Origin of the sequence: Paenibacillus lactis (genome assembly GCF_017873605.1) — a bacterium.
Taxonomy (GTDB): domain Bacteria; phylum Bacillota; class Bacilli; order Paenibacillales; family Paenibacillaceae; genus Paenibacillus_AQ; species Paenibacillus_AQ lactis.
The window spans coordinates 122,096-135,443 of sequence record NZ_JAGGKI010000015.1; the positions used below are offsets into that span (position 1 = coordinate 122,096).

8 protein-coding genes and 2 CRISPR repeat arrays are annotated in these 13,348 nt (G+C 49.6%); all 8 genes read left to right on the forward strand.

Annotated features, from left to right (window positions below):
- Positions 1 to 36: 36 nt before the first annotated feature.
- A complete protein-coding gene (locus tag J2Z18_RS30930; RefSeq protein WP_210095442.1) occupies positions 37 to 2,328 on the forward strand; it encodes an outer membrane protein assembly factor BamB family protein in 2,292 nt (763 codons plus the stop codon).
- Positions 2,329 to 2,646: 318 nt separating this feature from the next.
- A CRISPR array of direct repeats spans positions 2,647 to 4,211; the repeat unit is 32 nt; unit sequence ATTTCAATCCACGCACCCATGTAGGGTGCGAC.
- Positions 4,212 to 4,637: 426 nt separating this feature from the next.
- Positions 4,638 to 7,064: a CRISPR-associated helicase/endonuclease Cas3 gene (locus J2Z18_RS23285; RefSeq protein ID WP_007131592.1), complete on the forward strand. Its 2,427-nt coding sequence runs from the start codon at positions 4,638 to 4,640 to the stop codon at positions 7,062 to 7,064.
- 217 nt (positions 7,065 to 7,281) lie between these two features.
- On the forward strand, positions 7,282 to 8,001 hold the full coding sequence (gene cas5c, locus J2Z18_RS23290; protein WP_210095443.1) for a type I-C CRISPR-associated protein Cas5c: 720 nt from the start codon (positions 7,282 to 7,284) through the stop codon (positions 7,999 to 8,001).
- Entirely contained in the window at positions 8,002 to 9,924 is a 1,923-nt protein-coding gene (gene cas8c / locus J2Z18_RS23295; RefSeq protein ID WP_007131594.1) for a type I-C CRISPR-associated protein Cas8c/Csd1, read from the forward strand.
- Complete coding sequence (gene cas7c / locus J2Z18_RS23300; RefSeq protein ID WP_007131595.1) at positions 9,925 to 10,791, forward strand: type I-C CRISPR-associated protein Cas7/Csd2; 867 nt, start codon at positions 9,925 to 9,927, stop codon at positions 10,789 to 10,791.
- On the forward strand, positions 10,778 to 11,437 hold the full coding sequence (gene cas4 / locus J2Z18_RS23305) for a CRISPR-associated protein Cas4 (protein ID WP_007131596.1): 660 nt from the start codon (positions 10,778 to 10,780) through the stop codon (positions 11,435 to 11,437). The genes cas7c and cas4 overlap by 14 nt, the downstream gene beginning before the upstream one ends.
- The gene (gene cas1c, locus J2Z18_RS23310) at positions 11,434 to 12,465 is read left to right on the forward strand and encodes a type I-C CRISPR-associated endonuclease Cas1c (protein WP_007131597.1); all 1,032 of its coding nucleotides are present in this window, start codon (positions 11,434 to 11,436) and stop codon (positions 12,463 to 12,465) included. Before cas4 ends, cas1c begins: the two co-directional genes overlap by 4 nt.
- Before the next feature lie 9 nt (positions 12,466 to 12,474).
- Positions 12,475 to 12,765: a CRISPR-associated endonuclease Cas2 gene (gene cas2 / locus J2Z18_RS23315; RefSeq protein WP_007131598.1), complete on the forward strand. Its 291-nt coding sequence runs from the start codon at positions 12,475 to 12,477 to the stop codon at positions 12,763 to 12,765.
- 182 nt (positions 12,766 to 12,947) lie between these two features.
- Positions 12,948 to 13,247: direct repeats of the CRISPR family, unit length 32 nt; unit sequence GTCGCACCCTTCGCGGGTGCGTGGATTGAAAT.
- Positions 13,248 to 13,348 lie beyond the last annotated feature (101 nt).

Here is a 13,348-nt window from a genome sequence, read left to right on the forward strand (position 1 = left end):
ACATGATATAGGTTTGTATTCGAAAGGGTGATTCCTGTGCGCTCACGTTTATCGATCAAGAAACGGCTATGCATTGTTCTAGCAGCAGCGACCTGTCTCTCGCTGGTCCCGCTGCCGGTTCAGTCGGTGAAGGAGGCCGGCCCCACGGTATATGCGGATGGTCCGGGGAGCTTGAAGCCCGGAAAAGTCACGCTTCGGCAGAAGGCAGTCTTTTATGAAAATGCTCCGTCCCGAAGCAGAAGTCTGCGCAATCACAACGCCGCCTATTACGGCCTTCCGGGCCAGACGTTCCGCGTTAACGATGTCAAGGGAGAAATGGCTTTCATTGAATCGGATGAGCTGGGTAATTTGTGGCTCCCGGCATGGTATTTGTCCAAGGAAGCCGGGCAGGTCCGGAATATCGATCCGCTCTCGCTAAAGCTTCCGGACAGCAGCATCTACGTGGCTCCGGGCAGCTCGGTCCGCTGGCCAGCCTCGCAAGCGGGCAGCATGCCGCTCATTGCCGTATCGAAGTGGCAGGATTGGTACGGGGTGCTGATTAGTCCGGATCCATGGAAGAAGGAGCGCACCATCTATCGTCCCGCGGTCATGTGGGTTAAGGCCAAGGATGTGAAGTCCAAGGAGAAGCTCCCTGCCGGGCTGCTGGAGCCTTCATCGGAGCTGCCGATCGAAGCTGTGCGAAATTTGACGGATTACCTGGTGGATGAAGGTGACAGCAAGTCATATGTTAAGCAGCTGCTTGGCGAGCCGCAGGTGAAGGAGCATTCGCGGAATCAGGAGCAGCGCTCGGGCCGGCCGCCGGTGATCGGCGAGACGTGGAGATATGAGGCACGGGAGGCGTTGTTTACGGCGACCTTCTCCCCGGCCGGGAAGCTGACCACCTGGGAATGGACCTTCCCGAACGCCGCAGCATTTGAGGGGAACTATTATGCGGGCAGCCATGATCCATTCAGCTATCGGTTCTCGGCCATGCCGCTGCTGCGGACCATTGAAGCTGGGCCAGTCTGGAGAAATCAGGGTAACCTGAATTTCACCTTCCTTCTGGAAGCCAGCCGGAACGTCCTGCTCATCAAGGGGGATGACGGCGGATTCAGCGGGATGCATGACAACTCCTCCCTGTACGCGATTGACCGGAGCACGGGGAAGAAGCTGTGGCAGCAGGATGCCGGTTTCGGCTGGTATACGGCTGTCCCGGATCGGAAGCGGGAACATGTCACCATGTATTCAGCCTATAATCCAGAGAAAAAGGCGTACGAGTCCAGAGTGCGGCATATCCGGTTAACGGACGGGCGCATTTTGTGGGAAAGAAAGCATAAAGCGGAGTTCGGGCTTACGATGACCGCTGCCTCGGGCGCGATCCTTCTGTTAGAAGGGCTGGACTTGAATGCCAAGAAAAGCATGCTCAGTGTCGTGGATCAGCAGAACGGCAAGCTTCGTTGGAAAAAAGCGCTGTCCGGCGAGTATCGGCTGCTGAATCAGGGCCCGGAAGATCCGTATGTGCTTATTGAGCAAAGCGGCAAGCTGACGGCGTACGAGCCGATGACCGGGAAGATCGCCTGGACGTACAAATCAGGTAAAAAGGTGATGGATGATCCGGCATGGGATCCTTACTTCACCGGCGGATACCGATATGAGCCGTTGTCGCCTCCCGGCACGACCTCCCGATGGATGCTGCTCGGAGACAAATGGACCCTGCTCAATATGAAGAGCGGGAAGCGGGAGGGCAGCTATCCCGCGAATGAGATGGAGCGGATCGAGGTGCTGGATGAGCGCTATCTTCTGGTGCAGCGGGCGCTTGGCGGGAATTATTTCACAGGGGCTAGATCATATGAGACCGTGCTGTACGATGCGGTGAATCAGCGGGAGCTGTGGACGGTGAAGGGCAGGGCCGCCCGCAGTGTAATAGAGGGGGATATCATCTATCTGACGCTGAACGGGATTCCGGCGGCCGTCAAGAAAGAGACCGGGGAGACGATTTGGAAGATGGAAACCTCTTTGAAGAACAGTGAAGATGTTACGCAGCTCGTCGGCAGCAGCTTCGGCATCCTGGACCGGTATTTGCTTATTAGCTTTGGCGGTGACCTAATCGTCCTGGACAAAGGGAACGGCAGGATCCTTAGCAGGTTAAGCGACATCGCCACCGGCAACGTCGATCTGCGCGAGCAGGCGGCAAGAAGCGGCGCACTGAATATTGCCGATGGCGAAGTCTATATCGGTACCGTCAACGGGGCGTTCGTCCGTTATGATGCGGAGGAGTTGAAGGAACGGCTGGATGAGCGGGGGGCGGAGATGGACGCTGCTGGGGGGCAATTGGACCATACTCGATAGGAGAGCGATAAACGGGAATTGCGGAATCCGCAAATGAGGTTGATGTAAGCTCCTCTAAAATACGGCGGTAAATCCCGCAAATGATCAGTAGGCTCTTCCAAATGAGTGAAGCCGGAAGAGCCTCCGTTATCGTAAGTGGCGGCAAGTAAGTTAAACTTAAGAGATAAGGAATGGTCCCCGTAGTCCGGGTAGAGGCTATGGGGACGATTTATATATCCACGTTTTTAGATAAAACAATCATCTGATTTTTAACGACATATTGCTGATACATGTAGGGTAGGACACTAGACTCCCGAGCCACCAATTCCAGCGTTGGTTGTTTCAATCCACGCACCCATGTAGGGTGCGACGCTGCGCTGCCATCGTTAATGGTGCGCTACCGTTCTATTTCAATCCACGCACCCATGTAGGGTGCGACGGAGACGCAGAACCGTTTTATGCTTCCGCCAATAATAATTTCAATCCACGCACCCATGTAGGGTGCGACTGCTCGTTCGTTGGTTGCCGCCGAAGAGGAAATCATTTCAATCCACGCACCCATGTAGGGTGCGACTGAGCCAGAAACGCGGACAGACAACCCTGACAAGATTTCAATCCACGCACCCATGTAGGGTGCGACAAAAACGATGGCACAAGCGACCACATTTGATGCATTTCAATCCACGCACCCATGTAGGGTGCGACGATGAATGATCATGACGGGCAATGCCAGCGTCAATTTCAATCCACGCACCCATGTAGGGTGCGACTTTAAAATGGAGAGCATCGCAATAACCGATACTAAATTTCAATCCACGCACCCATGTAGGGTGCGACCGAAGTCTAGAATTTATCCCCTGCAGCTACTGCAATTTCAATCCACGCACCCATGTAGGGTGCGACTAGGCCAAGCCTAATGCTTTTCTTACGTCTACGAATTTCAATCCACGCACCCATGTAGGGTGCGACACTTAATGCGGTAGTCCTCGTCAAATTGGCGTTTATTTCAATCCACGCACCCATGTAGGGTGCGACCTTCGCTGCCGTACTCATAAACAGCAGCCCAGGACATTTCAATCCACGCACCCATGTAGGGTGCGACACCTTGCCATCATTCCCCTTCCAGTATTTCGTGAATTTCAATCCACGCACCCATGTAGGGTGCGACGAGTACACCGGATTCGATTGCTCTTTCCAATGCGTTATTTCAATCCACGCACCCATGTAGGGTGCGACGTTCGTGATATTATTAACTTAACATGACTTGATCGATTTCAATCCACGCACCCATGTAGGGTGCGACTTGTTCTGCTGTTGGTTCTCAGCTGCTTCCTTCCAATTTCAATCCACGCACCCATGTAGGGTGCGACCGTGGTTTCGTCCTGATCAACCGCCTTTTGGAATTATTTCAATCCACGCACCCATGTAGGGTGCGACAAAATACCCTCGCTGCACCACAGGATCGTGATGGCATTTCAATCCACGCACCCATGTAGGGTGCGACCCGAGTTAGTATTCTCGAATGGGGTGGTTATCTTCTATTTCAATCCACGCACCCATGTAGGGTGCGACAATCGCGGACCGTCAGCGGACACAAACAAGAATATTTCAATCCACGCACCCATGTAGGGTGCGACTTGAACTTAGCCCGTTCATCCCCGTCTAAAATTTATTTCAATCCACGCACCCATGTAGGGTGCGACATGTCCACTATCTTTACAACCTTATTTAGCGATGTTATTTCAATCCACGCACCCATGTAGGGTGCGACTGACCCCTCCATGTTCTCTCCCCGGAGTTCCGACATTTCAATCCACGCACCCATGTAGGGTGCGACTTTGAGTCAATTCCCGGTGTTTGATAATGCCGAGAATTTCAATCCACGCACCCATGTAGGGTGCGACCGTGAAATAACAGTAATCAATCCATTTTAGGTATGAATGTAAAGTGCTCTCGGCCACATTTATCGAAAAAAGGCAGAGGTTCATACTTGACTTTTTGTCAGGATGAAACAACTCTCGATTATTCGACAAATTCTGAGGTGCGAAGGGCCCGGGGATTTCATGCGAGCTTCACATTCGCACTTGAATTTCTAACCAAGCAGCCTGATTTAAAATTACTTGATTACTTTCCAGTTGCCAAGCTTTTATTTCACTGCGACTATTTCGATCGGTCCTCTCTCTTCTATTTTGTCGTAATAAAATCGCTTTTTTTATTTTTTTGAATTATTGGTAGGAAATTGTCAGTTGGTGGCGAATGAGTATTATAGGTCTTCAATCTCTGGTAGGGATCGTTTGTAGGTGTTAAGTCTTGGGTCTTGGGGGTGTGTAATGACTTATATTGCTCATATTCGTCAGTCAGACGGAAAAATTCAAACGGTCGATGAGCATTTACGTGAAGTGAAAGAACTTAGTGAACGGCATGGCGCTAAGATAGGTGCTGCCCATCTGGCTGGATTGGCGGGACTTTTGCATGATATGGGCAAGTATACTACAGAATTTAAAAATTATATTGAGGAAGCGGTAGCCCACCCGGAGGCTCCCCCTCGAAAAGGTTCTGTTGACCATTCCACGGCCGGTGGCCGTCTAGTCTATGAACGTTATCATAGAACGGCGTCAACCGCAATCGATAAATTTGCCGCAGAATGGATTGCCAACTGCGTAATATCACATCACCAAGGACTTAGAGATTTTGTGGAACCAAACGCATCTTCCCCGTTTCTGGAGCGAGTTGAGAAGAAAGCATTGAATGAGTATGAACAGGCGAAGCAACGATTTTTCGAGGCTGTGGCGGAAGAAGAGATAGATGCTTGTTTTGAAGGTGCCAAGAAAGAATTGGCCAGATATTTATCTAAAATTAAAGAGCGTAAGCTTCTACCGATTGCCGCCTCGCTCTTGCTGAAGTACATATTCAGCTGCTTAATTGACGCGGATCGGACGAATACGCGCAGATTTGATGAGAATGAGGAGCCGGAAGAACCCTTGAACAGGCAGGCTTTTTTTGCTCGAAGCTATAAATCCTTGTTATGCAAGCTTCAAGTGCTTGAGCAGGGGATGGATTCGGATCATCCGATCAATCGGCTAAGACGAGAGATGTCACAGCGGTGTGATGAGTTCGCAGAGCGAGCTTCAGGGATCTATACGCTCTCCATTCCGACAGGCGGTGGGAAAACGCTGGCAAGCCTGCGTTATGCGCTCAAGCATGCCCGTATCCATGGCAAGGACCGCATCATTTATGTTGTTCCGTACACAACCATTATTGAGCAGAACGCTGCGGAGATTCGGGAGATTTTGCAGGAGGATGAATGGATATTGGAGCATCACTCGAATGTGATTGAGCACGAGGACGATCTGGAAACAGAGGATTATGATGTCCACAGGAAAAAGATCAGGAATGCTCGGGATTCGTGGGACAGTCCGATTATATTCACAACGATGGTGCAGTTCTTGAATACGTTTTATGCCAAAGGGACACGCAACGTAAGAAGATTGCATCGGCTCTCGAATGCAGTGATCATCTTCGATGAGGTGCAGTCCGTACCAGTCAATTGCATCTCGATTTTCAATGCCGCACTCAATTTTCTGAATATATTGGGCCGATCCAGCCTGCTGCTCTGTACGGCCACTCAGCCTGCGCTTGATTTCGTAAAGCATAAACTGCATATTTCCAAGGAGGCCGAGATCATAGAGGATCTGGAACAAGTGGCTGACAATTTTAAACGCGTCGAGCTTGTTTCGGCAGTAACGCCTTTAGGATGGGGAGCCGAAGAACTCACCGACTTTGTTAGGTCACGATTGGATGAGATCAGGAGCGTGCTCGTCATTCTGAATACCAAAACCGCTGTCCGGAAGCTGTATGACCAACTCAGTCAATCGGAGTGGATGAAGGAGCGGGGGGTGAAGCTGTTTCATCTCAGCACCAACATGTGTGCCGCACACCGTAAGGAAGTGTTGTCGAAGGTGATCGATTCTCTTGAAGCTCAGGAACCCGTCATTTGTGTCAGCACACAGCTTATCGAAGCCGGCGTTAATATCAGCTTTGATTGTGTTATTCGATCATTGGCCGGACTGGATTCAATCGCACAAGCAGCAGGTCGTTGTAATCGTCACGGGAAAGCCCCCATCCGCAAAGTGTACATCATCAAATCTGCCGATGAGAAACTCACGAGTCTGCCGGAGATCCGCATTGGGGCAGAGAAAACGGAACGGGTACTGCGTGATTTCGAACAGAACCCCGCCCGATTTGGCTCCGACCTGCTGTCTCCTGCCGCGATGAAGACTTATTTCAGTTATTACTACAAGCATGTTCAGGGCGAAATGGATTTTCCCATTTTAAGGCTTGGGAGGAACATGTTTGATTTGCTCAGCGCCAATAAGGCTTATGTAGATAACTATAAATATAAACATGGCAAGCACTTGGAGTCGGTAAACCGCGCTTCGTTTGCGACGGCAGAGCTGTATTTCGAAGCCATTAGCAACACGGCGACATCCGTTGTGGTTCCTTATAACGAGGAGGCGGAGAGCCTGATTGCTGCCCTTAACGGGAAAGTGGATGCCGGGGAGCTAGGCAGTCTGTTTCGTCGGCTGCAGCCGTATATCGTTAATGTTTATGATCAAGATCTGAAGAAACTGGATAATATCGGGTATGTTCAACACTTGCTTCAGGGGCATGTTCTGACGTTATTAAAACCGGCTTACTCTGATGAATTCGGGGTGGATGCCGAGGGGGAGGGAGCATGGGACGAGGCTATCTTATAAAAAAGATGAAAACCCGCTAATAATGAGCGGGCTCTCAAATAATTCTTTATAATTTTCAATCCACGCTTTGCAGCGACAAATAACAAATAGAGTTTAGCATAAGCGCATCATTTTTGTATAATTCGATTTTAGAGAAATGGAAAAATTTCCATTGTATTATATTGGATGCTGGTTTAATGTATGTATAAATAATTCTATATAAGAAAGGAGGATTAAAATGCGCAATCAAATCGAATTCGAAGTTTTCGGCAACTATGCGCTCTTTACGGACCCGCTTACCAAGCTGGGAGGAGAAAAATTCTCTTATCAGCTACCAACCTACGAAGCGATAAAGGGGATTGTTGAAAGCGTTTACTGGAAACCCACCATAATCTGGTATATAGATGAGATTCGCGTGATGAACCCAATCCAGACGGAATCCAAGGGAATGCGTCCTATCGAATATAGCGGGGGCAAAACCCTGGCCTATTATACTTACCTTAAAGATGTCCGCTACCAGGTGAAAGCCCATTTTGAGTTTAATCCACATCGCGAAGATCTGGCCTATGATCGTAACGAATTCAAGCATCATAACATAGCGAAACGCTCTGTTAAAGCGGGAGGACGCCGGGATATTTTTCTGGGATCACGCGAATGTCAGGGATATGTTGAACCTTGCTCGTTCGGTGAGGGAATAGGAGCCTATGATGAAGTTCCTGAAATCGATTTTGGCACTATGGTGCACGGCATCAGTTATCCGGATGAGACGGGACGAGCAGAGCGGGAGACACGTTTATGGAGAGCGAAAATGGAATACGGGATTATCCGGTTTATCCGCCCTGAAGAGTGCACCATGGTCCGAAAGACGGGCAAAGCCCCTATCAAGGCGTTCGCTTCCGGCAATATGCAATCCGTGGACAGTCTGTATGATGAAATGTTTCCGGATGGAGGGATGTAAATGAGCTGGTTGACGAATTTGAACAAGACATATGAACAACACGAAAACTTAATCGGACGATTTGAGAAAAAGAAAAACGGCCGGGAGTACGCACTGATACCTGTATCGCATACAACGCAAACGGCGCATATCGAAGTCGTTCTGGACGGAAATGGAAACTATCTCTCGGCAAAAGTGGTGGATAAGGAAGACAGCAGCACGATAATCCCTTGTACGGAAGCATCCGCAAGCCGGACGAGTGCTCCGGTTCCGTACCCGCTTTTTGACAAACTTGTGTACGTGGCTGGCGATTATGAACGTTATTGCGACAAGCCTAAGGGTACTCCCTATGAAGATTATCTTAGCCAGCTACAGTCCTGGTGCGAGTCTCCATATAAGCATCCGAGGGTGGAGAGTGTGTACAGGTACATTGCCAAAGGAACTTTGCTGACCGATCTGATCCGGGACAAGATCCTTTGGACGGACGAGGCCGGAGAGCTGCTTTCCAGTTGGCCTCCCTCGCCGGATCAACAAAATGCGGAGAAGCCGGATATCTTTAAAGTGATCGCTTCGGATCAGAGCTCGGCGTTTGTTCGTTTCTCCGTAGATATCCCCGGGGAACCGGAATCCAGGTTATGGCGGGATCCTTCTGTTCAGGAGGCTTTTATCGGGTTCTATGAGACAAGCCTGAAGGAACTGGATTTATGCTATGTGAGTGGTGAAATGCGGCCGTATGCGGAGAAGCACGCTTCCCGGATTCGGAATTCCGGTGATAAATCCAAGCTGATCTCGGCTAACGATTCCAGCGGATTCACTTATCGGGGGCGTTTCCGCACCAGCCGCGATGTCGCCACGGTCAGCTATGATGTGTCGCAAAAAGCGCACAACGCCCTCAAGTGGCTGATTGAACGGCAGGGCATTCAGGTGGATGGAAGGGTGTTTCTGGTCTGGGGGACAGAGCAATTGGACTTGCCGGATCCCCTTGAAGGTACATTCAGCCTGTATCGGGATGAAGATGAAGAAGCTGGCGGAGGGGACAGCACTCTTAAGGAATACGCTGAACAATTCCGACGAGCGATCAAAGGCTACAGGTTTGATGGCGACTACAAATCTAATGCCATCATCATGGTACTGGATGCTGCCACGCCTGGGCGGATGTCTATCGTTTACTACCGGGATCTGAACAAGGAGAAGTATTTGGAACGGCTGCAGGCGTGGCATGAAACTTGTTATTGGCAACACAGAAATGGAAGAGATCAGAATAACATGCCTCGCACTTACATAGGAGCTCCGGCAACAAGGGATATCGCCTTTGCGGCCTATGGGCCGAGGGCAAATGATAAACTGATCAAAGGCCTGATGGAACGAATGCTGCCTTGCATCGTGGACGGCCGGAAGATTCCGCTCGATATCGTCCGCAGCGCTGTTATCCGGGCTTCCAATCCGGTCGGTATGGAGGACTGGGAATGGGAGAAGACGCTGAGCGTTGCGTGCGCTCTGGTAAATAAAACTTTTGAGAAGGAGGGCTTTGACGTGAGCTTGAATACCGAGACGTCGGACCGCAGCTATTTGTTCGGGCGAATGTTGGCAATTGCGGATGTACTGGAGAGAAGAGCGCTAGGCAAGGACGAGAAACGCGCTACCAATGCTATCCGGTATATGAATGCTTTTGCGCAGAGACCGGGCTGTACCTGGACCATCATTCAGTCAAATCTTCAGCCTTATCAGGCAAGAATGGGAACCGAAGCCGGATACTTAAATCGGTTGCTGGATGAAGTGGGAGCGAAATTAAGCCTGGAGGACTTTACGGATAAACCGCTGAGCGGGTTATATTTGCTGGGCTTTTACAGCCAGCGCAATGATCTTTACACAAGCAAGAAAGTCAAAGAGGCCGAGGCGAATGCCGAGGAATCCTCCGAAAATAACGATCAGGGAGAGATTTAAATGAGCATACTTGACCATAAAATCGATTTTGCCGTCGTATTGTCCGTCCACAATGCCAACCCTAACGGTGATCCGTTAAATGGTAATCGCCCTCGTCAAAACTATGACGGACATGGTGAAATTTCCGATGTCTGCATTAAACGGAAGATCCGCAACCGCCTGCAGGACATGGGAGAGCCCATACTGGTGCAGTCTGATGAGCGGCGCGGTGATGCTTACCGCAGCATCAAAGAACGTGTAGACGCGAATGCTGAAGTGTCCGAGTTCGCAAAGGGCAAGAAGCAGAATAACGACATGTACGCTGAGGCGGCATGCAAAGCTTGGATGGATGTTCGCAGCTTTGGACAAGTGTTCGCTTTTAGCGGAACGGATGTGTCGGTCGGCATTCGCGGACCGGTATCCATCCATACGGCAGTGAGTGTAGATCCCATCGATATTACCAGCATGCAGATAACAAAGAGCGTGAATGCGGTCACGCCGAAAGACCCGAACAAGAAAAGCTCGGATACGATGGGTATGAAGCATCGAGTGGATTTTGGCGTTTATGTGTTCTACGGAAGCATCAATACACAGCTAGCCGAGAAGACAGGCTTTACGAGGGAGGATGCAGAGAAGATTCGGGAAGCGCTGCGGACGTTGTTTGAAAACGACACCTCATCCGCCCGTCCTGACGGCAGTATGGAAGTTCACCATTTGTACTGGTGGGAGCATTCCTCCAAACTCGGGCAATATTCCTCGGCCAAGGTGCATCGCTCACTAAAAGTGCAGCGTAAGGAAGGCGTGAGTGATGCAAAGTCTTTTGCCGATTATGACTGTATTGTTGAGCCGCTTGAGGGTTTAAGAGTTCAAGAGTATGCAGGGATATAGCGAAGATGATTATTTGATGCTTTCAGGCATTCAGCATTTCCGTTTTTGCAAACGACAGTGGGCCTTGATCCATATTGAGCAGCAGTGGGAAGAAAATGTGAAGACGGTGGAAGGGGCCTACCTGCATAGGAAAGCCGATCAACCGATGATTCGGGAGAAGAGAGGGGAGAGACTCGTTGTCCGGGCCCTCCCTGTTCAATCCCGGGAGCTTGGTGTAACCGGAATTTGTGATGTGGTGGAGTTCGTACTCGATCCGTCTGGCGTCCCGATTGCCGGGGAAGAAGGACTATATTTGCCTGTTCCGGTAGAATACAAGCGGGGGAGACCGAAGCGTAACGATTCCGACCATTCTCAGCTTGTCGCGCAAATACTATGCCTGGAGGAAATGCTGTGCTGTGAAATCTCAAAAGGATATTTGTTTTACGAGGAGATCAAACGTCGGGAAGAGGTCATCGTGGCGGATCAAGATCGAGAACGGGTGAGAGAAACATTTCGGGAGATGCGAATGTATTTCGAAAGAAACCATACGCCCAAGGTCAAAGCAGGGCCGCACTGTCAAAGCTGCTCCTTAAATCAGATCTGTCTGCCGGAAATGCTCAGTAAGAAGTCCGTATCCCGATTTATCGAAAGCAGGTTGAATGAGTGAAAAAGCTGCTGAATACGTTGTTTGTAACACTGCCGGACACCTATTTATCTTTGGACGGGGAGAATATTGTGGTCAAGCAGGAGGATGCAGTTCTGGCCAGATATCCTCTACATAATTTGGAGGCGGTTTGCACGTTCGGTTACGCTGGAGTAAGTCCTGGCTTAATGGGAGCCTGTGCGACACGTAATATTGCGCTGACCTTTATGACGAGGAGCGGACGTTTCCTAGCTAGAGTAATAGGGGAAAGCCGCGGCAACGTGGTGCTAAGGAAGGAGCAGTATCGAATTTCGGATGACGAGCATCGAAGTGCCTTTGTTGCCAAAAACATGATTCTTGGCAAAATCTATAACCATAAGTGGATTGTGGAACGCTCTACTCGTGATTATGCTCTTCGCATCGACGTGGAGCGGATGAAGAAGGTTTCCGCTTCGCTAACGGAAACGATGAAGCAGGTACGGAGTACAGAGGACCTGGACAGCTTGAGAGGTTTGGAAGGTGCGGCAGCGGTTCAATATTACTCTGTGTTTGATGATCTGATTCTGCAGCAGAAGGAGGACTTCTTCTTTCATGGCCGCAATAAACGTCCACCGCTCGATAACGTCAATGCTCTATTATCTTTTGCCTATACCTTATTAGCCCATGATATGAGCTCCGCACTCGAAGCAGTTGGTCTGGATGCATATGTTGGTTTTCTTCACAGGGATCGTCCCGGACGGGCTTCTTTAGCTCTGGATATGATGGAAGAGCTTCGAGGCGTGTATGCTGACCGTTTTGTCATCTCGTTGATTAACAAGAAGCTGATCAATGAGAAGGGATTCTACCGTAAAGAGAACGGTGCAGTCTTAATGGATGACGATACCCGAAAAAAAGTGCTAAAGTTCTGGCAGGAGAGGAAGCAGGATAAGATCCTGCACCCATATTTAAACGAAAAAATCTCCTGGGGCCTGGTTCCTTATGCACAGGCGTTGCTATTGGCAAGGCATATTCGTGGAGATCTTGATGAGTATCCTCCATTTTTGTGGAAGTAGGTGGTCCCTTTGTTGATCTTGATTACTTATGATGTAAGCACGACCGACAGCGAAGGTAGAAGAAGGCTTTCTAGGGTAGCCAAAACATGCGTGGATTACGGTCAAAGGGTTCAGAATTCCGTCTTTGAGTGCATTTTGGATGCGACCCAGTTCCGACGTTTGAAATATGAGCTTGAAGAAATCATTGATAAGGACCAGGACAGCTTACGGTTCTATAATTTGGGCGACAACTATAAAAAGAAAATTGAGCACATCGGAGCCAAATCGACTTACGATATGGAAAGTCCGTTGATTCTTTAATGGTGCGAATGTGAAGCTCACATGATTTTTCCGGGTCCTTCGCACCTCATAATTTGTCGAATAAATGTTGGTTATAGAAGTGAAGCGAAAAGTCAAGACTGGATCCTTTCATTTATGATATGGATTTAACCAATAAGGTTGCGAATTCATACCAAGGTGAGATTGCTCAGCTGCTTTTCGCGGTCGCACCCTTCGCGGGTGCGTGGATTGAAATAAAGTATCGCTCCCAGAAGGGTTTGGTGACGATGACGTCGCACCCTTCGCGGGTGCGTGGATTGAAATCATCATATCCTTTTGCCAGTCTCTAACCTGTTTATGTCGCACCCTTCGCGGGTGCGTGGATTGAAATTATATCGGGAGCGATAAAACACTAAATTCCAGAAGTCGCACCCTTCGCGGGTGCGTGGATTGAAATTGGCTTGGTCCGGATGGGTTCTACGACTACATGGGGTCGCACCCTTCGCGGGTGCGTGGATTGAAATAAGTTCTGGAGTGCTACGATAAAAATGCAGTCGAAAAATACCCTCGTATGAAATAAAATGAAAGCTGACGAGAGGACGGGAGACAATGAATCGATACGACA

Coding starts and splice junctions, on each gene's coding strand:
- cas7c (WP_007131595.1), top strand. CDS start 9,925: ATGAGCATACTTGACCATAAAATCGATTTTGCCGTCGTATTGTCCGTC.
- J2Z18_RS23285 (WP_007131592.1), top strand. CDS start 4,638: ATGACTTATATTGCTCATATTCGTCAGTCAGACGGAAAAATTCAAACG.
- cas4 (WP_007131596.1), top strand. CDS start 10,778: ATGCAGGGATATAGCGAAGATGATTATTTGATGCTTTCAGGCATTCAG.
- cas5c (WP_210095443.1), top strand. CDS start 7,282: ATGCGCAATCAAATCGAATTCGAAGTTTTCGGCAACTATGCGCTCTTT.
- cas8c (WP_007131594.1), top strand. CDS start 8,002: ATGAGCTGGTTGACGAATTTGAACAAGACATATGAACAACACGAAAAC.